General features: G+C 65.3%; 22 protein-coding genes and 1 pseudogene. 8 read left to right on the top strand and 15 right to left on the bottom strand.

The genetic code is table 11. The features are described 5' to 3' along the window. Window positions 1-735: 735 nt before the first annotated feature. Complete coding sequence (locus tag MFF04_RS02755; protein ID WP_078947056.1) at window positions 736-1,218, top strand: Ros/MucR family transcriptional regulator; 483 nt, start codon at window positions 736-738, stop codon at window positions 1,216-1,218. Between the two features lie 172 nt (window positions 1,219-1,390). After that, window positions 1,391-1,519, top strand: a complete 129-nt coding sequence (locus tag MFF04_RS21905) for a hypothetical protein (protein WP_283206342.1) — start codon at window positions 1,391-1,393, stop codon at window positions 1,517-1,519. Window positions 1,520-1,970: 451 nt separating this feature from the next. On the opposite strand, the gene MFF04_RS02750 is transcribed toward MFF04_RS21905, so the two are convergent. After that, a protein-coding gene (locus MFF04_RS02750; RefSeq protein WP_283206341.1) for an IS5 family transposase occupies window positions 1,971-2,812 on the bottom strand; the annotation gives its coding sequence in 2 pieces (ribosomal slippage) (window positions 1,971-2,422 and window positions 2,422-2,812; 843 coding nt in all). 594 nt (window positions 2,813-3,406) lie between these two features. On the opposite strand from MFF04_RS02750, the gene MFF04_RS02745 reads away from it, so the two are divergent. Further along, on the top strand, window positions 3,407-4,075 hold the full coding sequence (locus MFF04_RS02745) for a transglutaminase-like cysteine peptidase (RefSeq protein WP_053608458.1): 669 nt from the start codon (window positions 3,407-3,409) through the stop codon (window positions 4,073-4,075). A 1,068-nt stretch (window positions 4,076-5,143) separates the two neighbouring features. On the opposite strand, the gene MFF04_RS02740 is transcribed toward MFF04_RS02745, so the two are convergent. From MFF04_RS02740 to MFF04_RS02725, 4 genes are all read right to left on the bottom strand, one after another. Continuing rightward, the gene (locus MFF04_RS02740) at window positions 5,144-6,136 is read right to left on the bottom strand and encodes a hypothetical protein (RefSeq protein WP_210254069.1); all 993 of its coding nucleotides are present in this window, start codon (window positions 6,134-6,136) and stop codon (window positions 5,144-5,146) included. Beyond that, window positions 6,133-7,659: an efflux transporter outer membrane subunit gene (locus MFF04_RS02735; protein WP_053608464.1), complete on the bottom strand. Its 1,527-nt coding sequence runs from the start codon at window positions 7,657-7,659 to the stop codon at window positions 6,133-6,135. Before MFF04_RS02735 ends, MFF04_RS02740 begins: the two co-directional genes overlap by 4 nt. 174 nt (window positions 7,660-7,833) lie before the next feature. Continuing rightward, window positions 7,834-11,007 (bottom strand): efflux RND transporter permease subunit, encoded by a 3,174-nt coding sequence (locus MFF04_RS02730; RefSeq protein ID WP_053608460.1) that lies wholly within the window; start codon window positions 11,005-11,007, stop codon window positions 7,834-7,836. A gap of 52 nt (window positions 11,008-11,059) precedes the next feature. Next, window positions 11,060-12,400: an efflux RND transporter periplasmic adaptor subunit gene (locus MFF04_RS02725; protein WP_053608461.1), complete on the bottom strand. Its 1,341-nt coding sequence runs from the start codon at window positions 12,398-12,400 to the stop codon at window positions 11,060-11,062. A gap of 435 nt (window positions 12,401-12,835) precedes the next feature. Here MFF04_RS02725 and MFF04_RS02720 point away from each other — a divergent pair, with 435 nt between their 5' ends. Both MFF04_RS02720 and MFF04_RS02715 read left to right on the top strand, forming a co-directional pair. After that, window positions 12,836-14,035: a sensor histidine kinase gene (locus MFF04_RS02720; protein WP_238273933.1), complete on the top strand. Its 1,200-nt coding sequence runs from the start codon at window positions 12,836-12,838 to the stop codon at window positions 14,033-14,035. Next, entirely contained in the window at window positions 14,032-14,616 is a 585-nt protein-coding gene (locus MFF04_RS02715) for a response regulator transcription factor (RefSeq protein ID WP_053608462.1), read from the top strand. Before MFF04_RS02720 ends, MFF04_RS02715 begins: the two co-directional genes overlap by 4 nt. Before the next feature lie 110 nt (window positions 14,617-14,726). Here the strand turns inward: MFF04_RS02715 and MFF04_RS02710 are convergent, their stop codons facing one another. From MFF04_RS02710 to MFF04_RS02680, 7 genes are all read right to left on the bottom strand, one after another. Beyond that, window positions 14,727-16,862 carry a carbohydrate porin gene (locus MFF04_RS02710; RefSeq protein WP_051976342.1) on the bottom strand — a complete coding sequence of 712 codons (2,136 nt, stop codon included), beginning with the start codon at window positions 16,860-16,862 and terminating at the stop codon, window positions 14,727-14,729. Window positions 16,863-16,960: 98 nt separating this feature from the next. Next, window positions 16,961-17,365, bottom strand: coding sequence for a hypothetical protein (locus tag MFF04_RS02705; RefSeq protein WP_091995204.1), 405 nt, complete (start codon window positions 17,363-17,365; stop codon window positions 16,961-16,963). Window positions 17,366-17,391: 26 nt separating this feature from the next. Next, window positions 17,392-17,841, bottom strand: a complete 450-nt coding sequence (locus MFF04_RS02700) for an SLOG family protein (protein ID WP_081948878.1) — start codon at window positions 17,839-17,841, stop codon at window positions 17,392-17,394. A 13-nt stretch (window positions 17,842-17,854) separates the two neighbouring features. Beyond that, on the bottom strand, window positions 17,855-19,627 hold the full coding sequence (locus MFF04_RS02695; protein WP_043388296.1) for a Na/Pi cotransporter family protein: 1,773 nt from the start codon (window positions 19,625-19,627) through the stop codon (window positions 17,855-17,857). A 258-nt stretch (window positions 19,628-19,885) separates the two neighbouring features. Beyond that, complete coding sequence (locus MFF04_RS02690; RefSeq protein ID WP_043388287.1) at window positions 19,886-21,562, bottom strand: NRAMP family divalent metal transporter; 1,677 nt, start codon at window positions 21,560-21,562, stop codon at window positions 19,886-19,888. Between the two features lie 22 nt (window positions 21,563-21,584). Next, a complete protein-coding gene (gene hisE / locus MFF04_RS02685; protein WP_051976331.1) occupies window positions 21,585-22,070 on the bottom strand; it encodes a phosphoribosyl-ATP diphosphatase in 486 nt (161 codons plus the stop codon). A gap of 258 nt (window positions 22,071-22,328) precedes the next feature. Then, entirely contained in the window at window positions 22,329-22,553 is a 225-nt protein-coding gene (locus MFF04_RS02680) for a hypothetical protein (protein ID WP_043388285.1), read from the bottom strand. A 344-nt stretch (window positions 22,554-22,897) separates the two neighbouring features. Here MFF04_RS02680 and MFF04_RS02675 point away from each other — a divergent pair, with 344 nt between their 5' ends. Continuing rightward, complete coding sequence (locus MFF04_RS02675) at window positions 22,898-23,224, top strand: metal/formaldehyde-sensitive transcriptional repressor (protein WP_053622404.1); 327 nt, start codon at window positions 22,898-22,900, stop codon at window positions 23,222-23,224. A 411-nt stretch (window positions 23,225-23,635) separates the two neighbouring features. Here MFF04_RS02675 and MFF04_RS02670 read toward each other — a convergent pair. After that, a pseudogene (locus MFF04_RS02670) lies at window positions 23,636-23,806 on the bottom strand (aldo/keto reductase); the annotation flags it as partial. Window positions 23,807-23,837: 31 nt separating this feature from the next. Here MFF04_RS02670 and MFF04_RS21980 point away from each other — a divergent pair. Next, window positions 23,838-24,056 (top strand): TetR/AcrR family transcriptional regulator, encoded by a 219-nt coding sequence (locus MFF04_RS21980; RefSeq protein ID WP_306423994.1) that lies wholly within the window; start codon window positions 23,838-23,840, stop codon window positions 24,054-24,056. Next, window positions 24,057-24,467, top strand: a complete 411-nt coding sequence (locus MFF04_RS02660; RefSeq protein WP_238247135.1) for a TetR family transcriptional regulator C-terminal domain-containing protein — start codon at window positions 24,057-24,059, stop codon at window positions 24,465-24,467. Window positions 24,468-24,633: 166 nt separating this feature from the next. Here the strand turns inward: MFF04_RS02660 and MFF04_RS02655 are convergent, their stop codons facing one another. Next, window positions 24,634-25,002, bottom strand: a complete 369-nt coding sequence (locus MFF04_RS02655; protein WP_051976340.1) for a hypothetical protein — start codon at window positions 25,000-25,002, stop codon at window positions 24,634-24,636. Beyond that, window positions 25,002-25,691 (bottom strand): AAA family ATPase, encoded by a 690-nt coding sequence (locus MFF04_RS02650; protein ID WP_043388460.1) that lies wholly within the window; start codon window positions 25,689-25,691, stop codon window positions 25,002-25,004. Before MFF04_RS02650 ends, MFF04_RS02655 begins: the two co-directional genes overlap by 1 nt. Window positions 25,692-26,380: the final 689 nt, after the last annotated feature.

Genomic DNA, 26,380 nt, shown 5'->3' with positions numbered 1-26,380 from the left:
TCGGGCGTCCGGCAGCCCGCTGGCGAACACCTCGACCTTGAATCCCTCGGGTACGTGCAGCATCGCCGTTGGCAGCTTGTCGGCACGGGTGGGCAGAACTGGGCCAGATACCGGAGCCAGCTTCATCGCATCTGGATTATCCGGCTGCCCGATCAGAGGGTCGCCCGGCGGCAGCTGTTGGCCGCGCTGAGTGACAGTCGACGGCTGAGACGGTGGGGTGGTTTGCGCCAGCGCCGTTCCAGCCCACAAAATTGCCCCAGCTGCGATAGTAGCTGGCAGTCGGCGTCTTTCGCCTAGCATGTCATCCTCCCTGACACTCATCGCGCCCACTAACATGTGCTGAACGAGACTGATGTCTAGCTGCAACGATGCCTCAGGCCGCGGCAGTGACCAGACGGTGACGGGCTGTGTCCCGAAGCCGGTTTGATAGTTTATCTACGATTGCGCTTGATCTGACTGAGCAGACCTCGGGCGTTCGAAGCGCAGTGTCTAGCGGAAAACTGAATACGATGAAATTATTGCCCAGCCTAATGTTTATCGTTGATATGGCTCACCTTCATGAATTTAACAGAGTCCGGTGAGATAGATGATTGTGAGCGAGATGTTGCGGCAAATATCTAATTTGATTATGCAGATGGTCGGAGGTAAGTTTCAAATCTGTATTATGAGATTTCTACTTGAATTCGGAGGAAGATTGCGTCATTTGTGCACTTGATCTCCAAAAAGGATTACTTCATGAACGAGAAAGCGGTCACACTGCGGAATGATCATATTCGGCAGACAGTCAAGGTCGTTGCAGCATACATCTCGAACAACAGCCTGCCGGCGGCTGAGCTGCCAAGCTTGATCTTCGGGATCTACTCCGCTCTGTCCGGCCTCCGCCAGGGTGGCGCATCAGAAGCTCCGATGGTCGAGAAACCAACCCCAGCTCAGATCCACAAATCGATTACGCACGACGCGCTAATCTCCTTCATCGACGGCAAGCCGTACAAGACACTGAAGCGGCATCTCACCGGCAATGGTATGACCGTCGCGCAATACCGCGAGCGCTACGGTCTGCCCCGCGACTATCCCACAGTAGCAATTAGCTATTCTCAGCAACGCTCGACTCTCGCCAAGAGTTTCGGTCTCGGCAGTCAGCGCCGAGAGACCACGGCTAAGGCAACAATTACGGTCGGCGCTGAAGCTCCTAAGAAGCGCGGCCGGAAGACCACTTGAAGCCGTCTGCCGTGGCTCCGCCGGCAACCGCTGTAACGGGTTAAGGCCATACTAGATACAAAACTCGGACGGCCCTGTGCATCCGCGCAGGACCGTCGATCCATCGCTGAACTGAATCGTGCCGAGTTCAGCTACACTTTGCGAAAACTAATTTAGAATGCGAAAATCCTCGATGACGCTACCTGACGTAACACACCGCCTCACCGGCGGACCGATCGCGCAGTTCAGGGCGCAGCCGGTGTTCTCCTCGCAGAACCACGTCAGCAACCCGCTCTTCAGGCATGCGCCGCCGCACTGGTGATAGGTACCGTAGGTGGGCCTGATATAGACCGGTTCGATCGATTTCCGCAGCTGCCCCGAGTTGTACTGCGCAGCGCATGACTCAGTGTGAAAAGCAATCCCTGATATCAAAAATAACAGAGTTAGCCCTCGATAATACATGGATCCGATACCGCGCATGATTTTTCAGCACGATTTATTCATTGTCCTCATCAGAATCGAGTAAATAATATTTCATGCAAAAATATGTAAGGCCTGTAGCTGACGGCGTGAACCGCCCTTATGCATCAACGAGACTGAACGCAGGCTGCCAACCTGTGTCCGCCTCTGAGCCTGAGCTCGAATGCGAACTCGGCTCGAATTCAGACACTCTACGCGCACTCATCGCTTCGTCAGGAACGCGTTCATCGATGCTGTAACGCTCGCGATACCGGCGGCGATGACGACTTTGACCTCTGAGAGTCTGTCCGGCATCATGATGTTTTCTGACAGAGCTTTCGGGTCATGAGGCGGATGGAGGCCAAGAGGACGAACGCTCGTCCTTTCCGGCTTTTGCATTCCCAATCCTTTGCGAGACGGCGGCAGCGGTTGAGCCAGCCGATCGTTCGCTCGACGATCCAACGCTTGGGCAGCACAGCGAAGCCTTTGGCCTGATCGGAGCGCCTGACGATCTCGACCGTGAGGGTGCGGCAGACCTTGCGAAGGCCATCTTGGAAGGCCGGTCCCTGGTAGCCGCCGTCGGCGAAGAGCTTGAGCAGGAACGGGTAGAGGCCAAACAGCGTGGCCATCACCAGCACGCCGCCATCCCGATCCTGAATGTCGGCGGGATGGACGAGCGCGTGCATCAGCAGGCCCTGCGTGTCGACCAGGATGTGGCGCTTCTTGCCCCTGATCTTCTTGCCCGCATCGTAGCCGGGCGGGTCGATCGAGCGCCCCCCTTTTCCGCGCCCTTCACGCTCTGGCTGTCGATGATGGCCACCGTCGGGCTGGCCTCCCGATCCATCCGTTCCCGGCAGGCGACGTAGAGCGTGTGATGGATCCGCTCCAGCGTGCCGTCATAGTCCCAGAGGTCAAAGTAATCGTGAACCGTCGAGCGCGCCGCCAGATCCTTTGGGATCGCCCGCCATTGGCAGCCGGTGCTCAGCACGTACATCAGGCCGTTCACCACCGCCCGCATGTCGACACTGCGCTTGCCGCCGCCACGCTTGGCTGGAGGGATCAGGGGCTCAATCAGCGCCCACTCGTCATCCGTCAGATCGCTCGGATACCGAAGCTCGCTTCGATCGTAGCGGGCCCGGTTCTCGGTCGTCCACATCAGCAGCCTCCACACAGGCCGCCTTGAATCACAAACCCCTTACATCACTCAATATGTCGCCGGACAGACACTGAGTGATCGATGCCCAGCTCCGTCAGCGTTCGTGCGCAGCCGACCATGAAAGCTGCCTGGCCGAATGCGACCAGTCGGAGCTGGACGAACGTCACACTCTGACCTCGACCTTATCGACACGTTGAAGCGCGACGCATTTCGTCTTCATCCTCTTGCACTCACGTCGGCTTGGGCTGCCGAGCCTGGGCGTTCGCCGATCGGGCCTCGCCTCACACGGCGCTTCCATCGTGTCGGACGCACCGTAGATCCTCGAAACGAGCTGGGAATGCGCAAGCGTTTGGGATGTCAGACTTTCGACACGCCCGGACTCAAGCTCTACCTTATCCCTGCAATAAAATCCAAGCTGTTTCTCATAGTCCCCGGGAAAGGCTATGCATACTGTCAGATCTGACAGGACGATTAGCGCCGACCGATATTATCCGCGCTACGCACAGGGTTAATTTTTCGTTGAGCGCTGGATTGCCGCCGGCGCGTCGGCGTGAGAACTTCCGTTAACGAAAGCTTAACGGTTGGGTCTCGGCGATGCGGTTTGCGGCTTTCACGAGGCGGAATGCGGTCTCGGTCCACGCCGCGCGTCGCCTCAGGCCTGCCCTCGCGGCAGCCTTCTCCATCGGCCTCGGGATCGGCGCCGTGCAGGCTCAAACCCTCGCGTCGCTGCCGAGCGCCCCGAGCGTGGCGCAGCCTCTGGGAACGGCCCGACCGATCGCGGCATGGGTGACGTTCTGCGAGAACTATCCGGCCGAATGCGTACTCGACCGCACGGAGCCTGCCCGCATCACCCTCACGCCCGCGACCTGGTCGACCATCGTTTCGATCAACCGCCGGGTGAATAAGGCGGTGCAGCCGATGACCGACATGGACCACTGGCACGTAGCCGATCAATGGAACCTGGCCGAGGACGGCTTCGGCGACTGCGAGGACTATCAGCTCCTGAAGCGCCATCTGCTCGCCGAGGCGGGTCTGCCGCGCCGGGCGATGCGGATGACCGTGGTCGTGGACGCCAACGGCGAGGGTCACGCCGTACTCACCCTGCTGACCGATCGCGGCGACCTCGTCCTGGACAACAAGACCAACGACATCTTACCCTGGCACCGGACCGGCTATGTCTTCGTCAAGCGCGAGAGCCAGGACGCCATCGCCTGGGTGTCGCTGGGCGGGGTCACCTCGCCCGTCACCACGGCGAACCGTTGAGAGGGGATAGTCGCTCGACCGGGCACAGCCTCGGCGAGGATGAGGCGACCGTCGGCTCGATGCCGTTCGTGCCCGTGCTGCGATGATTACCCCTCATATCATGCGCAGGGAACTCCGATGCGGCTAATTTCGGTGATGGTCCTCCCGCTCGTCATGTTTCTGACAGACGTGTCTGCCGAGGCACGTGTGCGCGGCGTCAAGGCTCACCATGATCACAGGGCTTCACGCGCAAGTGACATGGACCTCACGCTCAGACGCAGGGCCGCCGCCGATCGTGCGCGAGGTTGGATGGACTGGGAGGTGCACAGGCCGCTGTCCAGCTACCTCCCGCCTGTGACCAAGCAGCGGGTATCCGCTCCGCCGTTCACAGGTTGGGGTTATGGCGAGACGATCCCCGGTGCGTGGCCCGGCTTCTGATCGTACGATCCTGCACCGTGCGCAGCGTTTGCCGCGATCGTGCGCCCCATCGTGTCGTCGCACGCCTCGCTTTCGGCATCGGCATGCTGGCGGTGGCCGTCACGGCGCTGACAAAGGCTTCGATGAGATATGGGATGCGGCTACCGACATCGTGAGAATCCCCGATCTCGGAACAGCGCCATCCCCGGTCCGGTTGGCTCGATTGCAGCGCGTCTCGAACGCGCCGTCCACGCCATGACCGGAGGCAAAATGAGAGTCGATATCCGCACGCCGCTGATCGCGGCCTTGATGGTCATCGGCATGGTAGCCGGTGTAGCCGCCGCGGGTGGCGGAGCCGGCGGTGGCGCGGGCGGAGCTGGGGCGGGCGGCAGTGCCGGCGGCTCTGCTTCTGGAACCGGTGGTACGGGCTCCAGCGGCGTCAGTGGCACGGGCGCCGTCAACGGGGCGACATCACCGGGTACCTCAAGCACGAGTTCTGGGCTGCCTGCGGGCAGCACCGGCAACTCCAACATCTCGCAGGGGGGCAAGTCGGTCACGCCCGGTACCGGTTCGACATCTGGTACAGGTCGGTAAAGCGCCGGCGTCGCGCGACGTCCGAAGCCGTTCGAACCCCACACCGGACCGGAGGCGGCGAGCGCGATGGGTTTGCCGTCAGCGCCAGTCGTAGGGATTGAGCGGCTCGAGGACCCGACGCAACGCCTGCAGCGGGGCCGGCTGCTGTTGGTGCTCCGCTTCGCGGGCGAGGGCCCGTAGGAAGGCCTGGGGACCCTGCTCGAGGTCGCGACCGATGCCGTCGAACCGGTCGGCCGGCTCGACGTGCGGCGGATCGCGAGTCACGAGATAATCGATGTTGCAGATCGGCGCCGTCGATCGGTCGCCGAGGCGGTAGCAGATGTGAACCCGGGTATACGGCTCACCGAGCCGGTGCTCGGCGTGCACCCGCTCGACCGCGAAGGCTCCGTTGCTCGCGCGCTCGGCGTAGCGCAGGGTCTGAGCCACCGTCGTCAGCGCTTCCGTGCGCCGGCTCAGCACCAGTTCGACCGCACCTCGCGCGGAGGATAGGCGAGGTTCATCGTGGACGAACGATGATCGCGCGGCGGCGTCGATGCTCGCGCGCGGATCGGTTAGCGGACAGGCAGCGGGCACGACGCTGATCACGACCGAGCTTGGGCACTGGCCTCGGCAGCCCGAAGCCGCATCGATCTGATCTCGACCGCAGGCGTCGGCGTAGCAGGACCGCGCGAGAGTCTCGCAGGTCGCCAGGAACCGACCGACGGGCTCTGAGACGATCAGGTCGGCGGCCGACGCGGTCTTGAGGCCGGCCATTCCAACGAGAAGGCCGAGTGCCGTCGCGCAGACCATTCTCGCAACCCTCGCGGCTCGCCGATGATCGTCGGCGGAGGTGGGCGTAAAGTCCCGGCAGGCGAGACCGACCTGATCCAGCGCTTCAGAGAGCCTGCCGGACTGGTCGTACAGTAGTCCCTCGCCATCATGGGAGGGACCGATCCGATCGATGCGAGGTCGTCGATGCCGCATGTGCTCTGTGCCCTTGTATTCACTGGATCGGGTCGTTCCGAGAACAGCGGACGGGTTCGACGAACCAACACTGCCATCGCCTCGGGTTACGGAGAGATGCTGGATCACAGGAACTTCAGCGGATCCTTCTCCGGGGGCGGCGGCGCCACGTCGGCGCGGTTCCACCAGCCGCCGCCCAGCGCCACGAACAGCGCCGCGGTGTCGGCGTACTGGGTCGCGCGAGCACCCGCCGCGGTGACCAGCGCCGACAGGTAACCCTGCTGGGCGATCAGCACTTGCGTCGAGGTCACCGAGCCGGCCGTGAACTGCTTGCGGACCAGCTCCAGGCTCTGGTTCGTCGCATTGACCGCTGCGTCGGCGGCGGCCACCGCCCTGGCGTCGGCCTGCAGCGCTCGCAGCGCGTCGGCGACGTTCTGGAAGGCGGTGATCACCGTGGCGCGGTACTGCGCCTGCGCCTGGGTCAAGCCTTCCTCGGCGGCCCGCTGGCGTCGGAACAGGGTGCCGGCATCGAAGATCGGTGCCGTCGCCTGGCCGACGATCGTGAAGAACGAGGCGGCCGGGTTGGTAATCTGGGTTATTTGCGTCGCGCTCGATCCGCCCGTGGCCGTCAGCGTGAACTGGGGCAGGCGGTTGGCGACCGCGACGCCGACGCTGGCGCTCGCCTGCTGCACCATGGCTTCCGCCGCCTTGACGTCGGGGCGCTGCTGCACGAGCCGCGAGGGCAGGCTCACCGGAAGCCGGGTCGGCAGCCTCAATGCCGAGAGACGGAAGGTCTCCGGGACCTCGTCGGAGGGCAGACGCCCGGCGAGTGCGGTGAGCAGGTTGCGCTGCTGCGCGAGCGCCTTCTCCAGCGGTGGCAGCAGCTGCTGCGACAGGGCGAGCGCCGCCTGCTGCTGCACCACGTCGGCCCCGGCGATCTGCCCGAGCGACAGCTGCTTGTTGTACAGCTGCAGCACCTCGATCTGCGCCTGGATCACTTTCTGCGTCGCATCGATCTGCGCGCGCAGGGATGCCTCCTGGATGGCGGCGGCGACGACGTTGGCGGTCAGACTTAGATAGGCCGCCTCCAGCTGAAAGCGCTGGTTCTCGGTGGCGGCCTCCAGCGACTCGATCTGCCGCCGGTTCCCGCCGAACACGTCTGGATTGTACGAGACCACCGCCTGCGGGGTAAACAGGCTGTAGAGGTACTGGGTCTGGTTCTGCAGCGGCGATTGCAGGTCGAGGCCCGGGGCCTGGATGCCTTCGGCCTGAGGCGTCGCGGTCAGGCTCGGATAGAGCGTGCCCTTCTGGGCGAGCGCGTTCTGCTGCGCTACCCGCAGGGAGGCCTGCGCGGCCTCCAGCGTCGGGTTGTTGGCCAGCGCCTGCTCGACGAGGCGGTTGAGTGCCTTGGAATGGAACAGCGTCCACCACTGGCCGGGGATGTCGGCGCCCGAGGCGAAGCTCTGGTCGGCCGAGCCGCCTTGCCGGGTGCGAATCTTGTCGGCGGCCGACGGGTTCTTCAGCGGCTCCCTGGTGTAGCGGCTGACCGGCGGATCCTCCGGCGGCATGAAGTTCGGCCCCACCGCGCAGGCGGCGACGCTCCAAGCCAGCAGTATGACGCCGCCATACCGAGAGAGACGACCGAGGGCCATCGTCAGCGGGATTACCCATCCTTCCGACACGCGGACGAACATCCCGTCCCGCACCGGATATCGCGCGGCATGATGATCGAGATCGGGACGCATCGAGGCACTTCTGCAGGCGTGGTCCGTCGAGCGACGGCAAGCATCTGAGCTTGACCGTTCTCTATGGCGATTGCGGGACGTTTAAGGGGCGGACACGGCCTGTACTTTGGGTCGAACCTGCGTGCTCCTGGCCGGTCGCCGCCGCGAGAACAGCGAGATCAGGATCGGCATAACGACCAGGATCAGGGCCGGCGCCAGGAGGATGCCGCCAACCACAACCAGCGCCAGCGGCTTCTGGACCTGCGAGCCGATGCCGGTCGACAAGGCGGCCGGCAGCAGGCCGACGCAGGCCGCGACGCAGGTCATCATCACCGGGCGCATCCGCACCGTCGCGGCCTGGAACACCGCGTTGCGGCGCTGCCAGCCGTCTTCGACGAGCTGGTTGTAGTAGGCGAGCAGGATCACGCCCTCCATGGTCGAGATGCCGAACAGCGCGATGAAGCCGATCGCCGCCGAGACCGAGAACGGCGTCCCCGTCAGCACGAGGGCGAAGATGCCGCCGATCATCGCCATCGGGATCACCGACAGCGTCAGCAGCATGTCGGTGGCCGATGAGAAGTTGATGTAAAGGAGCAGGGCGATCAGCGCGAGCGTGATCGGGACGACGACCTTCAGTCGGGCGATCGCGTCCTGCAGGTTCCCGAACTCGCCGACCCATTCGAGGTGAGAGCCCGGCGGCAACTGGACCTGCTGGGCGACCCGGTTCTGCGCCTCGATCACGGCGCCGCCGAGGTCGCGTCCCCGCACCGAGAACTTGACCGGGATGTAGCGCTGCTGACCCTCGCGATAGATGAACGAGGCGCCCGAGACGAGCTCGACCGTGGCGATCTCAGAAAGCGGCACGGGAATCACGCCGCCGCTCGGATTCTGGGCGCCCACCGTGATGTTGCGGATCGTGGCGAGGTCGCGGCGGTACGCCGAGGCCAGGCGCACGCGCATCGCGAAGTGCCGATCCGAGCCATACTCGTACACGTCACCCGCGGTCTGACCGCCGATCGCGGCCTGAACCGTGGTGTTCACATCCCCGGGCGCCAGCCCGTACCGGGCCGCCTTCTCGCGATCGACGGTGATGCGGACCGTCGGCTGACCCAGTGAGGTGAAGATCGCCAAGTCGGTGATGCCCTTCACCTCGGCCAGGGCCGCCTTGATCTGCTCGGCCGCCTGCGAGATCGCGCTGAGATCGTTGCCGTACACCTTGACGGAGTTCTCGCCCTTCACGCCGGAAGCCGCTTCCTCGACATTGTCCTGGATGTACTGGGAGAAGTTGAACTCGACGCCGGGGAAGTGCTCCTCCAGCGTCTTTGACATATCCTCGACGAGCCGCTCCTTGGTCAGCCCCGATGGCCAAGTCTCCTCGTCGGTCAGCGGTGCGAAGATCTCGACGTTGAAGAAGCCGGTCGCGTCCGTGCCGTCGTCGGGCCGGCCATGCTGCGTGATCGTGGTCTCCACCTCCGGATACGCCTTGAGCACGGCGCGTATCCGGTTGACGTAGGTGTTCGCGGCCTCGAGCGAGATCGAGGGTGGCATCGTCCCGCGGATCCAGAGATTGCCCTCCTCGAGCTTGGGCAGGAACTCCAGGCCGAGCGAGCGGACCATCGTGCCGGCGACGAGCAGGACGACGAGCATGGCGCCGAGCGTCAGGATCTTGTTGCCCAAGGCGAAGCGCAGGAAGCGCGTGTGCCCGAAGTGCAGGAGGCGCACGATGAGCGTGTCGCGCTCCTCCATCTCGTTCGGCAGGATCAGGGCCGACAGGGCCGGCGAGACCGTGAAGGTCGCGAGCAGGCCGCCGATCAGCGCGTACGCGTAGGTCTTGGCCATCGGCCCGAAGATGTGCCCTTCAACGCCGCTCAGCGTGAACAGTGGCAGGAAGCCGACGATGATGATCGTCGCCGAGAAGAAAATCGCCCGGTTCACCTCGGACGCGGCGAAACTGATGGTGCCGAGCTTGCCCGTCAGGGCCGACCCCTCATCGCCAGCGTCATCGGCGTGCGTGATCGGACCGCCGGGATGCTCCGACAAGTGTCGGAAGACGTTCTCGACCATGATCACGGTCGCATCGACGATCAGGCCGAAGTCGATGGCACCGAGCGACAGCAGGTTGGCCGACTCGCCGCGGATCACCAAGATCGCCACCGCGAAGGCGAGGGCGAACGGGATCGTCGCCGCCACGATGATGGCGCTTCGCAGCGAGCCCAGGAACAGCCACTGAACCACGAACACGAGCGCCACGCCGAAGACGAGGTTGTGCATCACCGTGTGCGTGGTTTTGCCGATCAGCCCCGACCGGTCGTAGAGCGGCACGATGCGCACGTCGGGCGGGAGAATGCCGCTCGCGTTGATCTTCTCGATCTCGGCTTCCACGCGCTGGATCGTCGGCAGGCTCGGGCTGCCGCGGCGCAGCAGCACGATGCCGAGCACGATGTCGTCCTGATCGTCGTGGCCGACGATGCCGAGCCGGGGTGCGTTCGAGACCCGCACCTCGGCGACGTCGCGCACGAGCACGGGCGTTCCGTTCACCTGCGTGAGCATGGTGTTGCGGATGTCGTCCGGATCGCGGATCAAACCGATGCCGCGCACCACGGCCGCTTGCTCGCCGATGTTCAGCGTCTGACCGCCGACGTTGATGCTGGAGTTGTTCAGGGACGTGACGAGTTGCACCAAGGTCAGGCCCTGCCCTTGAAGCCGGGCGAGGTCGACGGCGATCTCATATTCCTTGGTCTTGCCGCCGAAGCCGGTGACGTCGATGACCCCGGGGATCGCCTTGAACCGCCGCTGCAGGATCCAGTCCTGGAGCGTCTTGAGGTCGGTGGGCGAGAACCCCTTCGGTCCGACCAGCTGATAGCGCATGATCTCGCCGATCGGGCTCACCGGCGAGATTGAGGGCTGGGCGCCGTTCGGCAGGGGGCTGAGCTGCGACAAGCGGTTGAGGACCCGCTGCTCGGCCTCCTCATAGGTGAAATTGTAGTTGAACTGGACCTTCACGTCGGAGAGGCCAAACAGCGAGATCGTCCGCACGACGGTGGCATTCGGGATGCCGGCGAGCTGCACCTCCAGCGGGATGGTGATGTAGCGCTCGATCTCCTCGGCCGATTGGCCGGGGTTCTGGGTAATCACGTCCACGAGCGGCGGCACGGGGTCGGGATAAGCCTCGATGTTCAGTTGGGCATAGCTGGCCGCGCCGACTACCAGCGTCGCGAGAAACAGCAGGAGGACGAGGACGCGCTGGCGCAGGACGAAGGTGATGACGCCGGTCATGACAACTTCCCGCGGTCGGTTGCGGTGCAAGCCGAAGCTCGTCGATCGGTGATCATGAAGCCTTCTCTCCGCTCGCGGCCCGATCGATGAAGAGGGCGCCGCGCGAGACGATCCGTTCGCCGGTCTGCAAGCCCTCGGTGACCTGCAGAAGATCACCGTCACGCAGCCCGAGCTTGATCTCGCGGGCCTCGACCGCGCCGTCCGGGCGCAGCACCCAGACATGCGCGCGGTCCCCCTCCTGAACGACCGCGCTCTCTGGGACCGCCGGGCCGCTCACGGCGTCGCCGGTGATGATCGCGAACCGCGCGAACATCTCAGGCTTGAGTTCTTGATCGGGGTTCTCGACCTCGCACCGGACCGCGAGCCGGCGCGTCGCCGGATCGAGGCTCGCGGCCATGTAGGTGACACGCGCGCGGAAGGTGCGGTCGCCGAAGCCGTTGACGGTCGCCACGGCCGGCTGACCGAGCCGGATGCGGGGGATGTCGCTCTCGCGCACGTTGGCGATCAGCCACACGGTCGCGAGATCGCCGATGGTGAAGACCGGATCGCTGCCGGTGCCGAGGTACTGGCCGAGGCCGACCTTGCGCTGCACGACTGTCCCGGCGATCGGCGCTCGGATCACCGTCTCCGGACTCATGCTGCTGTTCTTCTGGAACGCGGCGATCTCCGCGTCGGTCTTGCCCAGGATCCGCAGGCGGTTCTTGACCGCCTCCAGGGCCGCCTCCGCGGTCTGTTTGTCGCTCTGGGCCGAGATGACGTCGTTCTCGGCGCTCTGATAATCCTTGAGCGCGGCGGCTTTGGCCTGGAATAGCACCTGCTGGCGCGCGGCGATGATCTGGTTGAGCTTGAGCTGCTCCTGGGCTTTGTTGAGGGCGTTGATCGCGCTCTGGAAATCGTTCTGCGCCTGGACCATGTCGGTCACCTCGACGGTGAACAGGGGCTGGCCCGCCCTCACGTCGTCACCTGCCTTGGCGGTGATCTTGGTGACACGCCCAGCATAGGGAGAGTAGACCGGCACGTTGTCGTCATCGTTGAGCGCGATGCGCCCTTCGGCCAGTCCTTGCGGTCGGAACTCGGTCGCCTGAACGCTCGTGATCCCGAACGACGCGAGCTGCATCGGCGTCGGCCGAAAGCTGCGCTCGACCGCGATTGTCGTCGCCGGTTCGGAAGCATCGGCTCTGTCCGCGCGGCGGCCGGACAGGCCGGTGACGAGTGCTGCCGTCCTGCCAGCGACGTCGCGTGCGGCGTCGGGCCAGATGGCAACCGCCGCGACGGTGCCGATCAGAAGCATAGACGCGGCGGCGATCTTCAGCGTCGGCGAGCCGAATGGCCTCAGCGGTGTCCCGGCTTCAGCATCGAGAAGATCAGGCCGGAGCTGATTACGCACATCCATGCCGCGACCTTTCTAAACGACTGCCGCGCATACTTTTGCAGCTCGATGCATACAGAACTAAACATTGCGAACAGGAAGCATCAGCGTGTATCGCGCTGGCTTGTCGCGGGCACCGACGCCCGAGCGGCCGGCTCACACAGGCGCAGCTTCGCGGTAGAGCGTTGCTCCTCCTTCGGCAACTGTCAGTTCTGACAGGCGCACACCCTCGGAAGTTGAGCTTAGCAACCTAGTGTTAGGGTTTTTATATCGGACCGTGGCAAGTGTATGATGATTTTTACAAGCGGTGGGCGGCGTGCGCGGGTCGTCTAACTGTCAGGTTTGACAGGTTGCAGGTCGGCGCGATCCTCGCTCTACTACCCTAAGTTCCGGCGAGAATGTCGCAGCTCAGGTTCTGTGAAAGATTGGTAGCGGCGATCCGTCCCGAGCTTTCAATCGGTGTTGGGTTACGTCGGTAAGGAGGGTAAAGCGTTGGCGAGCGCGCACCATACGGGAACCCGAGCGTTACCCAAGCGCGCCGCTAGCCCTGTCGGTCTCATGCGCGCGCGCCCTCTGCTCATCGAGCCGAGTCGCGCGGCGCGACGAGCGCTCTTCCAAATTACCACGTTGCCGATGCTTAGTCTCAAGCCGAGGCTCGCCCTCGCGCTCCTCCTCGTGGTCGGCGTGTTCACGGCTGATCTCTTCGAGCCCGCCGACAACGTCTCGATCTGCTTCGCCTACACGCTGCCGATCCTCCTCGGCGTCTACATGGGTCCCGGCAGCACGTTCCGTCTCGCCGCCCTCGCCACCGCCGCCTCGTTGGTCGGCTCGTTCATTCGACCGCCGGAGGGCGGGATCGTCCTCAGCTTCGTCGTCAACCGCGTGATCGCGGTCGCCGCGCAGTGGCTCGTCGCCTTCCTGGTCGAGCAACGACGGCGCAACCACGCCCTGGTCGACGCACGTCTGACCGAAGAACGGCTGGTGGCCGAGACCGGACGGCGGTTCGTGCAGATCCTGACTCACGAGATCGCGACGGCGCTGACTGCGATCGACGGTCAAGGCTATCGCCTCGGCAAGCTGGCGCAGACGATCGAGCCGATGGACATCATCGCTCGCAGCGAGAAGATCCGACACGCCGCGACGCGCCTCAAGGGTCTGGTCGAGCGCGTCCGCCTCGCTGCCGAAGTCGGCCGTGGAGAGATCTTGCTGAACCGCGAGGCGATCGAGGCAGTCCCTTTCCTCGAGGCGCTCGTGGCCGAATATGAGGCCGCGCATGTTCACATCGCCGTGTGCGTGGCCGAGCCAACCCTGCACGGCGACCGCGTCCTGATCCATCAGGCGGTGTCGAACCTCGTTTCGAACGCGATCAAGTACTCGCCGCAGCCTTGCGCGATCAGCATCCACGCCGGCCGCTCGGCCCTACTCGACGGAAGCGAGATCACGGTGGCCGACCACGGCGTCGGGATCGCCCTGGAGGAACTCGATCGGGTCTTCGAGCCTTACTATCGCGCCGCCAACAGCGGCGGTGTTCCTGGCCTCGGCATCGGCCTGCATCTCGTGCGCCATTTCGTCGAGGCGCATGGCGGCCAGGTTCGCATCGAGAGCCAGGTCGACCGGGGCACGACGGTACACCTGCATCTGCCCGGAGCGAAGCCGTGACGCGGCGCATCCTGTGCATCGAGGACGATCCCGACATCGCCGAACTCACCAACGAGGTGCTCGCAGAGGCGGGCTTCCGTGTCGATCTTGCGATCACCGGCATGCAAGGTTTGGCGCGGTTGGGCGAGGCGCACGACGCGATCCTCTGCGACATCGACCTTCCGGGCCTGAGCGGGCTCGAACTGCTGCGCGCATTGCGCAAGACCGGCTCGCGGACCCCGTTCGTGCTGCTGACGGCTTTCGCCGGCCGGGAGAACCAGATCGAGGCGCGCCAGCTGGGCTGCGACGACTTCGTCGCCAAGCCCATCGACTTCGAGCTGCTGCTGGCCGTCCTGCACAACGTCCTGCAGCGGACAGCGCCGGCCGTGGGGGACACCGAGCGCCCGACGCTGACCGAACGCGAACGGGAGGTCCTCGCCCGGGTGGTGGAAGGCAAATCCTCTGTCGCCATCGCCGCCCTCCTCGGTATCAGCGAGCGGACGGTGAACTTCCACGTAGACCGCGTGATGCGCAAGCTGAACGTGACGACGCGCACGCAGGCCGCGATTACTTGCGTACGCCTCGGGCTGATGTCTGCCTGAACGCGCGGATCCCACGGATCGGTTAGATCGAGATATACATGATAGAAATAATGATTCAGAGTATGTGAGGCATATACATCTGGACTGGTTGTGAATTTCAAAAATAGAAACTAAAAATCGATGTGTAGACGACTACTGAAAAAATTGGCTGGGCCGCGATCCTTATTGTAACCAGGATTGTCGATGAACTGATAGTCGAACGACACTGTCACCGTGTTTGTCAAACCCAGCGCATAGTAGGTCTCGATGCCGCGCTCTGGCCCGTAACGCAACTGCCCGTCACCGATCACGAGGCCGAGGCCGCCTGCGGCAAAGTAGTCCCGATGCGCGCGCGACAGGCCGTTGATCATCGCGCCGATGCCAATCGTGTCGCTCGGTCGCTCCCACAGGGAGCCCTTGAACGAGAACCCACCGGAGGCGCTCCGATCGACATCGGTGAAGGAGAGGTTCTCATTGCGGCCATCGGCGGCGCTGACCCGGGCGAACAGGCCGATCTCCGGCGTGAGCGCCTGTTCGAGATTGATGTAGGCGCCCCGTTTGTTGCGGGTTCTCCGGCTGAGGTTCACGGCCGTGTTGACGTCGGGGATGTCGATCGAGTCCGCGAGCGCGACCACCTGCCGGTAGTTGGCGGTACGTCCCTCGTGCGAGAACGCGCCGATCCTCAGCCTTCCCGGCTGGTCGAGGATCGGGAGCACGTGGCGTTCCTCGAACTCGACCACGGCCCCGCCCCGGCGCGGGAAGCGCGGATCGAGCGGATCCGTACTCGGGAGCTTGGGGACCTGGGTATAGGCTGCGCGCAGCGCGAACTCGCGACGGTTGTACTCGACCACGATGCCCTGGGTGTAGCCGGGCAGGTTGGCCGGGAAATCGTAGGCCGCCGACTCCCAGAGCGACCAGTTCATGAAGTCGACGCGCGGATCGTGGGCATAAATGTTGCCGTCGAAGAAGTCGCCCAGCGCGAATTTGCCCGCCGCGACGGTGATCCGCTCGATATCCCGTGTGATCGCGACTTGGTTCGGCCCGTCCGGCACGGTCTCGGTCTCGCCGCCGAGCCCGAAGGTCTGACGCACGAAGTAGCGCTGCGAGCGCAGCTTCGGAGAGGACGAGCCGGCCTTCTGCGCCTCGCCGTTGGGAAAGCCGGCCACGCCGAGCGTGCGGCTCAGACCGAAGCCTTGGTCGAACTCAGGATTGTAATACAGCTCGGTGTTGTCGGTCAGCTTGAACCCGAGGAAGGCGGTGGCGGTGAGCGTGCCGCGCGCCTGATGCGGCACGAGGCTGTTGTCGCCGCGGTAAGGCGAATGGAAGCCCGTCACCCCCTGGTCGATGAACGTCGTCTGGCCGTGCAGCGAGAAGCGGCCGGTGTCGCCGTTGTCCGGATCGTGGGGGGCGAGCTCGTCGGGTTCGGGGGGCAGGCGCAGTCCTCCGGGAACCCAGAGGAGCCGCGCCATCACTTGGTTTGAGGTGAACGAGGCCTGGGTCGAGAACGCCCCGCCGTCCGGACCCGCAACGCTGCCGAGACCGAAGCGAGCGCTCCTGCCGTAATCGGCATAGCGATAGTCGATGCCCAGGGCGAGGTTCTCAGCGATTGCGAACTGCACGCCGGCCCCGAGTGTGAAGCCGAGATAGGAGTGGTCACGCCTTGCGATCCCGGCGAAGCCGGTATCCAGGTCGGGAAACGTGGAGCGGAAGCGTGTCTCGGCGCCCGCGAGGCCGAAGGTGGCGTAGACGAGGTTGCGTTCGAACGCGTAGCCGATACGGGCGCGGGCAGCGCCGAACAGATCTGCCTGAGCGCGGATGAGACTGAAGGAGGCGTCGCCGTTCTCGAAGCCGAACCCCGGCACGGTCGACGACACGGGCCGCTTCAGGTTTGCGCCGTAGAGGTCCGCCTCCAGGCCGTAGACGTACGGACCGGTCTGCCAGTTGTAGCCGCTGACGACACCGCCCAGCACCGTCGTGGCATTGCGTCCCTGATCGCTGCGGCCAGTGCTATCCCCGCTTCGAAACGCCGGCACGGAGCGACGCTCGACCGAGCCCGCGTCGAAGTTGAAGCTGCCGTAGGCGTCTCCGGCGCTGCCCTCGACGCCCAGATACCCGCCGGACCAGTCTGCGACGGTCGGGCGATCCGACGATGAACCTCTCCATTCGGCGGCCCGCGCTTGGTCCAAGCATAGGATCGCGACGGCGCCACCCAGAAGCGATAAAAGCTTCTCGATCGGCGATAAGATCTGAATTTGCAGATATCTCATGGCATAGCCTCAATTTTTACTGTATGAATTTCATCTTTTTGTGCATCTACGATAAAACGAATGTTTGATGAGATCTCGGATCCATTCGGGAGCTTGGATCACGCGATATGTTCATGACGGAGCATGGCAAAACCCACGTCGCCCAGACCGGCAACGGCGAGGCGGATCAGCAGAGCCGTCCCGAAACGGCGTGAGCGCATGATCCGCGGCAGGATCGAGAGGACGTGCAGTGCGTGTTCGAGGATATGCACCAGCACCGGAAGCTCGGCTGGCCCCGCGGTCGAGCCTCGCTCCGTCCCCGGCCCTGCGCGGGGTGGCCGCGCGAGCGGCCGGTGGTCGAGCGCGACCTGCAAGCCCATTCGGCTCAGCTGATGCGCGACCTGCGTCCCGATCAGGGCGCCGCGCCGCCCGATCAGGCCGGCGCGGTAGGCCCGCATCGTCAGCCCGAACGCCGATCGACCGAGGCCTGAGAGCAGCCTCGCGAGGTTGGGATGCCGAACCACGATGATCTCCCTGTGTCGGTCGATGTTCAGATGTGCAGCACGATAGCGCGCTGGCTTCGAAGCCCGTTCGAGCGATCTCGACCCGGCGGCCCGTCCGCACGGTCGAGGATCGTCTGGGCCGGCACGTCGCGCTCGGGCACCTCGTAGACGGCGAGCCGTGCCCGAAGGGCGCATCGCACGAGATCCAGCGTGTGCGGGCCGCCGGGGAAGGCCGCCACTAGATCGGGTCGGGCGTCCTTCAGCATGAATCGGTTGCGCACCGCCTCCGCCGTCTTACCGTAGCGAACCCAGTTCGGCGGGTAGCGCACCACGTGCACACCGGCCCGCCGCGCCCAGTCCTCGGCCGCCGCGCAGACGCCGCCCAGACCGCCGTGGATCAGGACCATGACTCGGCAGCGGCGGTGCAGCTTCGCCAACTCGAAGCTCACGAGATCCCGGTATTCCAGATGACCGCTGCCCCCAATGACAAGCCGCATGGTCGTCTCCCGCTCAAGCTGCCGGCCGGAGGCTCGACGCCTCCTGAACCGGATCCTCGCCGTCGCCGCCCGGACCGCCGGCCGAGATGGTCTCGTCCTCGCCGCCGAGCACCGCCTCGTGCCGCCGTTCGAGCAGGGGCGCGCACAGCGCGGCGACGTGCGAGTGCACCCGGCGCAGATCGCGCAGCGTCCGCAGGAACAGCGCATTCGCCTCCGCCATCGCGGCCGGATCGGCGTCGTGCGGCGCATCGCGCAGGCGCGCGACGTGCCGGTCGATGGCCGCGCGCTCCAGCGCGCGCAGGAGACCCTTGCGCCGGGCCACCGACCGCGCGGCGTCGAGGTCGTCGCGTAGGAACGCAGCGAGCGCGAGCTGCAGGCTGGTGAGCGCCTCGGCGTGGAGCCGTTCGATGTCGGCGAGTTCCTCGACGGAGAACGGCTCGCCGGTCCGTTTCAGCCGCCGGCTGGCGAACGCGACCAGGTTATGGGCTATGATGTCACCGACGTGCTCGAGGTTGAGCACGAAGGTCAGGATCTCCTGGGCTCGCGCCTGCGCATCCGCCGAGACGGTGCCGACCTCCTCGCCGCCGAGGTCGGCCAGGTAACGCCGGATCGCGAGCCCGATCCGGTCGATGGCCGCGTCCCGCCGCCCGGCTGCACCGGCCAAGGTCCGATCTCCGGTGCGGAACGCCTGAAGGGCATCGCGCAGGGCTGCGCCGGCCAGATCCGCCATGTGCAGGGCTTCAAGGGCGGCGTTGGCGAGGGCCAGGCTCGGGGTCGCCAGGGCGGTGAGGTCGAGGTGGTGCGGGAGTTCCGCGATCGGCGCGTCTTGCCGTGCGCTCTCAGGCATGATCGGCGCGGGCAAGAGACGCGTGGTGAGGCGGCCAAGCGCGGCCGTCCAGGGTAGGACGAGGATGGCGAGCGCGAGGTTGAGCGCGAGGTGGAACGCCATGGCTCCGCGCGCGGGGTCAGCGACGCCGAACTCGGCGAGACCTGCGGTGATCGGGTCGAGGAGCGGCAGCGCGGCGGCGCAGCCGGCCGCTCGCACGAGCAGGTTGCCCAGGGGAAGCCGGCGCGCTGCCGGCGCACCGGCTGCTTCAAGATAGGGCGGCAGTGCCGCGCCGAGGTTGGCGCCGAGCACGAGGGCGAGGGCACCCTCAAGGGTGATCACGCCTGCACCCCCGAGCGAGACGATGAACAGGATCGCCGCCACGCTGGAATGAGCCGCCCAGGCGAGCATCGCCGCCGCCAGGACGGCCAGGACCGGCTCGGCCGCAAGCGCCCCCACGAGGCTGCGTAGGATCGGCGTGGCCTCGACGGCGGTGAGGCACTGTCCGAGCAACGCGAGCGCCGTCAGCATCAAGCCGAGGCCGATCAGTGCCCGGCCGAGATTGCGCGGTTTGGACCGATCCGCGCGCGCGCGGAACAACAGGAACCCGAACAGGATCAGGATGGGGGCGGCCGCGGCCACGTCGAAGGACAGCACCTGCACGATCAACGCCGTACCGACGTTGGCGCCGAGCATGAGGGCGAGGCCGGCCGAGAGGTCGAGGGTGCCGCTCGCGGCGAAGGCGGTCGCCATGAGCGCGGTGGCGGTGCTGCTCTGGAGCACCGCCGTGACGAGCAGACCCGCGAAACAGGCGCGTGCTCGGCCCTTGAGCCCGCGCCCGATCAGGTCGCGCAGCTCCGGCCCGAAGCCGCGGGCGAGGCCGGTCGTGACCATGTGCGTGCCCCACAGGAGCAGCGCGACGGCGCCCGCAATGTGCAAGAGGGTGAGCGTGCCGGTCATGGCGCCCGTCCGCATCGGCTCGAGGCCGCAGTGAAGTCGCCCAGGGCGTCACTCAGGATCCGGTCCGCGAGGGCAGCCGAACCCTGCGAGTCGGCCGTCAGCAGATCCGGCCGGCGATCGCGCAGGCACGCGAGGATCGCCGCGCGCCGCCACACAGCCGGGTCGTGCAGGCCGAGGTGGAGCGCGGCCAGGTCCGACCTGAGCCACCGGAGCAGGCCGGCTCGGACGGCGGCCGGGATGAAGCGCCGCCGCACCGGTCTAGCCCTCGCCGCCGAGGGCGAGGCCGACGATGCGCATCAGGACGAGGCCGCCAGCGACGACGAGGTAGGCGCGCAGCACCACCATCCACACGCGCGCCGGCAGCGACAGCTTGGCGAGCGGGAGCTGATCCAGCGGCGGCATCCGCCAGCGCTCGCGCGGCAAGGTTGCCCGGTCGCCGGCCGCGGGATCGACGGCCAACCCGTCGGCGCACGTGCGCCGACGCAGGAGCGCGAGCGCGCCCGCGGTGACCAGCGCGACGAGGCTGCCGCCGACGAGCACGCCGACGATGACGGTCTCGTTCGTGGCGTCCGGGAACAGGACGGACGCGGTCAGGATCAGCGAGAGCATCACAAGCACGGAGATCACCGCGCCGGTGAACAGGTTCATCGCGCGCCCGTTCACCCACGGCCCGAGCACGGCCCTGTCGTTGCACAGCAGGAGCAGGAACACGCTGGCGCTGGGCAGGAGCACGCCGGCCAGCGTCTGCACGGCGTTGGTGAGCAGGCCGAGCGGCGTGCCGGGCGTCAGCACCAACCCTGCGGCCAGTGCAATCAGTCCGGAGTAGACCAGGAAGAAGCCCTTGGCCTCGCCGGGTTTGCGATGCAGCGAGTGCCGCAGGGCGAGGACGTCGCCGATGGCGTAGGCGGTAGCCAGCGACACGGCGGCCGCACCGATGATGCTGGCGTCGATGAGCGCGAGCGCGAACAGCACCGCCGGCACCGGGCCGACATACCGCTCCAGCCCGGCTGCGACCCCGCCCGCGTCACCGAAATTGCCGAACTCGGGCCTTCCGGCGAAGGTCGCGGCGCAGAAGGCCATCATCGCTACCGCGCCGACGATGACGAGCACGATGCCGAGGCAGAGATCGACCTTCTCGTAGCGCATGAAGCGCGGCGTGATCCGCTTGTCGATGACGTAGCTCTGCTGGAAGAACAGCTGCCAGGGCGCCACCGTGGTGCCGACGATGGCGATGATCAGCAGCATCACCTCCGAGAGCTTGGCGCCCGCGGGGAGCCGCGGCACGAGGAAGTCCCGGGCGATCTGGCCTACCGGCGGGTGCACGATCAGCACCACGGGCACGAGCAGGAGGCTGCCGGCGACGAGCGCCAGCGCGAAGCGTTCGAAGCGGCGGAAGTCGCCGGTGCTCGCGGCCGCGATCACGAGGATTGCAGCTGCGAGCACGCCCCAGAGCTTTGGCACACCGAGATAATCGAGGCCGAGGCTGATGCCGATGAACTCGGTGACGAGCGTCAGGGCGTTGAGGAGGAACAGGTCGATGACGCTGAACGCGCCCCAGAACCCGCCGAACCGCTCTAGGATGAGGCGGGCGTGCCCGACGCCCGTGACCGCGCCGAGGCGCAGCACCATCTCCTGGTTTACGAACAGGACCGGGATCAGCAGCGCCAGCGTCCACAGCAGCGCCGTGCCGTAGTTCTGGCCGGCCTGGGTGTAGGTGCCGAAGGCGCCGGCATCGTTGTCGCCGACCATGACGATGAGCCCGGGACCGAGGATCGCCAGGAGCGTCTTGAGGCGCGCCCCCCAGCCGATCCGGGGTGCGTGATCGCCCTCGGCGATGGTGCCGAGCGCGCCGCGAATGTCGCCGCGATGGGCCTCGTCCAAGACGGCCGTGGCGGGAAGGCTGGACGCGTCGAGCGCCGAGGTGTGAGCGGTCATAGGTGTCGTCCGACGCCGAGGATCAGGTGAAATCGTCGGCGGCGCGAACGCCGCCCGCTTCAGAGCTGCCCTTGGGCAGCTTCTCGGCGATGCCGAAGCGCTCGGCACGCCGGTACATCTCGGCCCAGATCTCGTCCGGGGCGATGCCGCACTCGCGCCAGAGCACGACGAGGTGGTAGAGCAGATCGGCGCTCTCGCGCACGGTGGCGCGAGCGTGCTGGCGCGACGCCTCGAGTGCGACCTCGCCCGCCTCCTCGATCAGCTTCTGCGCCATGCGCTTGGCGCCGGCCGCGAGCAGTCGCGCCGTGCGCGGATTGGTCTGCGGGGAGACCAGATCGAGCGCGGCGTAGAGCCTGGCGATCTCATCGGGCCCTGTCGCGCGGACACCCTCGGGCGCGCCGGGACAGGACGGAGCAAGCCGGCCTCCCGGGTCGGCATCGTCATCCGCCGCCGCAAAGGACGGCACGCCGCGACGCGGCGGCAGGGGATCGCGGACGAGAGAAACCATGCATGATGACTCCGAGCTTGGGTCGCGTGCGACCGGCTGGGCTCGGGCAAGGCATTCCGGTGCGGTTCAGGCCGCTCGCGAGGAGAGGTTGTCGCGCCAGATGACGCCGTGCTCGCGATCCGAGCCGGGGCGGGTGTGGGAGATCCGTCGGTCGCGCGCGCGACTGGGAGGCTCCACAGTGGATGAAGATCGGCCTGTCATGGTGCTTTCACAGCGCGGAGCCGCCGATACCTCAGCGGGTATCGGCGGCTTGTCGGATCAGCGGGGTGCGAGTTGCCAGGCGCAGACGAGACGATCCGCTTCGTCGCGTCGCCAGACGGCGACGACGTGATCGCCCGCCCACTTGGCCGGTGCCAACGTGTCACCGGTGACGGGACGCGTCGATGTGGGAGCGGCCGGGCTGGCGCCGCTGCGCCGCTGAGGGAAGAGCCCGGACCGCAGCGCGTAGGGCAGCGCGGGCGCGAGGGCGTGGACGAAAGCCATGGTCACCTCCTGTTCGTCGGGTGGTTGCGGATGCGACCCGAGAGGAGGTTTGAGCGCCAGCTGACGAAGCTGGCGAGACGAGGTCTTGCCGGCTCAGACCGTCAGATGATGGCGCTCCGCTCCGCGCGGGTCGACCATCCCCCGCCGGCGCGAGCCCGCACCGGACGGTGCGCGGCCTTCACCGATGGAGGATGAGGGTCTAGATCGAGGGTTCATCGGTCCCGAGGCGTTGACATCGGACCCGGCGCACGGCCGGATACCTGACCGGGTATGGTGACGAGGCTGACGGCTGTCAAGCCGGGTTCTTTGGAAAAGTTCTAAAACTGGCAGGTCGGACGAATTCGATGGCGAGACGGGATGACAGTGTCGACGCGGGATCACAGGCTCGGAGTGACACGCACGTACTGCGGGACAAGCGCGGGTTGGTGAACCGGGTGCGGCGCCTGCGCGGTCAGGTCGACGCCATCGAGCGCGCCTTGCAGGGCGAGTCGAGCTGCTCCGATCTTCTGCAGCGCATCACCGCCGCACGGGGTGCGATCAATGGTCTGATGGCCGAGGTTCTGGAGGAACATGTCCGTGAGTATCTGATCCCGCAGGCCAACTTGCCCGAGGAGACGCGCGAGGACGCCGGCGAGGAATTGATCGAGATCATTCATTCGTACTTGACTTAAATGACGTAAGTATTTTGTAATTTGAATAATAACTCCAAGAGGCATCGTTGTTCAAAAAACACTCAATATCAATTAAATAATTTCATGTATCATTGCCTCAGCGAGATGTATTAAGAGAGTTGTCAGGACGCGGTTGCGCTCCTCCGGGGTCTTCCTTACGAGGTTGGCGTCACTGTTCAGATGCTCCCCGCCAAGAGTTTTGGAAGTCGACATCTAACTGAAGTTGACTGTGGTGTAGATAGGCGTCGAAGGATGAAGCCGCGCAAAGCAGATGTAATCCATTATGGAAGCTAAGAAATTTGTACCGAAGGTGGGGCACGATCGTGCCCCACCTTCGGTACAAATTTTAATTTAAGAGCAATGACTTAAAGTGACCTGAGAGAGCGGTCAGCCTTTGAGGCTCTTTCACACATAGACATCGGCAGTGTCGACGAAGTTGCCACCCGCGTCCACGTAGGCGTCGAACACCGCCCGGCTGTCTGCCTCGTTCGAGCCCCAAGGCGCAGTGCCGAAGGTCATCGTGCTCAGCGCGAGGGGGCTCACGGCGAGGTCAGAGCGGCCCAAGGTGCGGTTGTCGGTCAGCTACATTGCTTAAATTTTCGTATTGGTTGATATGAAACCAATCGACCCAACATCCAGGCGCAAGACCGGCCGCCCGCTTTCATTCGACCCAGATGCTGCCCTGCTCCCGGCCATGCTGCTGTTCTGGCGCTACGGCTATGAGGCCACCTCCCTTGCCGAGCTTACGCGGGCGATGGGGGTTACACCGCCGAGCATCTACGTCGCCTACGGCGACAAGAAGGGGCTGTTCCGATCTGCGGTCCGGCGCTAATTGGCGCAGCCGCAGTCGCCCATTGACGTGATCGCGGAGGCACCCACCGCCGAGGCAGCCGCGCGCACGCTGATTAACGGCGCAGCGATGGCGTTCACCCGCACGGACACGCCGGCGGGGTGCCTGCTGGCCAGCTCGGCGATCGCGGTCTCGGCCGAGGCTGAGGATGTCAAAGAGGAATTGGCCGCGATCCGTCGGGAGATCGAAGCCGCGTTGCGCGACAAGATCGCCGCCGGCATCGACGCGGGAGACGTCCCGGGCACGGCGGATCCGACGGCGCTGGCAGCTTTCGTCATAACGGCGATCCAGGGACTGTCCACCCTGGCGCGCGACGGCGGGAGCCGCGCGAAGCTCCAGCAGGTGGCGAAATTGGCCATGCTCGTTTGGCCATCACCACGATCTCACGCTTGAGAGCTCAACGCTCCGTAAGCTGCCCTTATGCGCATGACGACGAACCAGCTTGGCTTGGCCTTCCAGACCTTGATTGTGCCCTGTGTGGGAGGCGCCGTGGGTCTTCCTGGCAGCTGTCTGGTTTCTTTTGGCTTCCTATTCGGTGCCCGATAGGCTTTTGAGAAGGTCATTTCCTTTTGTGGGCGGCCTCGTAGGCTTCAAGCGCTCTTTCCAGCAGCTCGCCAAGCACCAAGCGGTGTTCGTCGGCTAGGCGGGTGAAGCGCTGGGCGGTCTCTTCCGTCACCTTGAGGCTGAGCTGTTTGTTGCGGCCGGTGCGGTAGCGGCGCTGTTCGACCTTGGCCAATGCCGGCTTCGCCTTCTCGCGTGGGGCGGACTCGCGGCTGGGGAAACCTTCCGCTTCGGAGACGGCACGAATTGCCTCGACCGGCGGCTTCGGCTGCTGGGCAGCGCGTGGCGTGGGCTTGAAGTCGTCCAGTCCACCGAGGTCGAGCTTGCCGAGCGGATCGGTGCGTTCAGGCTTGGGCTGGCCGGGCATCACGCAACCTCCTTGGCCTGCTCGCGCTTGTCGCGCAGGCGCTGCACAATCTCCGCGGCGTACTCGGCCGCGTTGTTGATCGCCACGGTCGTGTTGGCGACCCCCTTCCCTGCTAGGCCCTGCAGCGTGCCACCATAGGAGAACATGGCACGGTAGGCCTCACGGTCGCACAAGCGGGTTTTCAGGACCGGGATCGCGCGCTCGTCGAAGCTCTGCAAGATGTGCTTGAGGGTGTGGGGCATGATCGCGGGATTCGTGCGCGTGATCAGCACCGTGTAGGGAATGGCCCTCCCCCCGCGCTTCTCCGTCCGCTTGATGAGCCCGATCTGACGGGCAGCCTGCGAGGCGTCGAACTGCGAGCCTTGGACGGGGATCACAACTAGGTCGGACATCGAGATTGCGTGGCTGACCATGAGGCTCGCCAAGCCCTCCAGATCCACGATCACGAAGGCGGTCATGCTGGCCGCCTCCTCGATCTTGTCCATGATCGTCTCTTCCGTCGCGCCGCCTACGACCTGAAGGGTGGCGGGCAGGCCCGGCAGCTGCGCCCATTCTTGGACGAACTGATTGGGGTCGGCGTCGATGATGGTTACGGTCGCTCCCTGCTCCGCCAGCATGCTGGCGAGGATGCAGGCAGCCGTGGTTTTGCCGGCACCGCCCTTAGGCGATGAGAACGTGATGACAGGCATAGACACCTCGTTAGAAGCTGTCAGGCACCGGGAAGCTGCCGGGCAGCCGTTAGGTGCCGGGAAGCTGTCGGAAAGCCATCCGGTTCCGGGAAGCTTCCAGCTCTGCGGTAAAAGCCACCTTAACCCGGCGACACCCTGTTTATAACCAGAAAGCTGTCAGATAGCCATTCTCTTTCGGAAAGCTGTCTGGATCCTGGCGTATGTCTGACTGAACGGCGCTAGGCGCCCTCCCCGGTATTCGTATGAGGGTATCAGACAGCTGTCAGACAGCTGATTGGTTTCCACTAAATACTAAACCTTGGCCGTTTTGTCCTACAAAGCGAGCGAGTCTTATTCCCCGGCTCAACCGGGCCGAATTTTCGGCCGAGATGGTGCGCGCCACCGCCAAAACCGTCGCGGCGGTCACCGCCTGGCCGCGTGCTCTCGCCTCGCCGGAGGGGCACGCGCGCTACGTTCATCGAATAAGGAGAAGTGCCTACCGGAATATGGGGTGGTTCAGGACGGCAGGAAAAAGGTCATCAGCCACCCGCAACGTTGACTTAGCCGTGCCGCCCGGTCGACATGGGCTGTCATGGCCGTGCTCGCCCAAGCGAGTCGTGAGCCAGCCATTCAGGAGAGCAATCGCCGCAGTAGGACCCTGAAAAGCCAAAGGCCCCACCCCGGCAAGGGTGAGGCCTTCGAAATCGAGA

Origin of the sequence: Methylobacterium jeotgali (genome assembly GCF_022179345.1) — a bacterium.
Lineage (GTDB): Bacteria > Pseudomonadota > Alphaproteobacteria > Rhizobiales > Beijerinckiaceae > Methylobacterium > Methylobacterium jeotgali.
The sequence above is the reverse complement of the archived record's forward strand: the minus strand, read 5'-3'. Positions and strand labels throughout refer to the sequence as shown.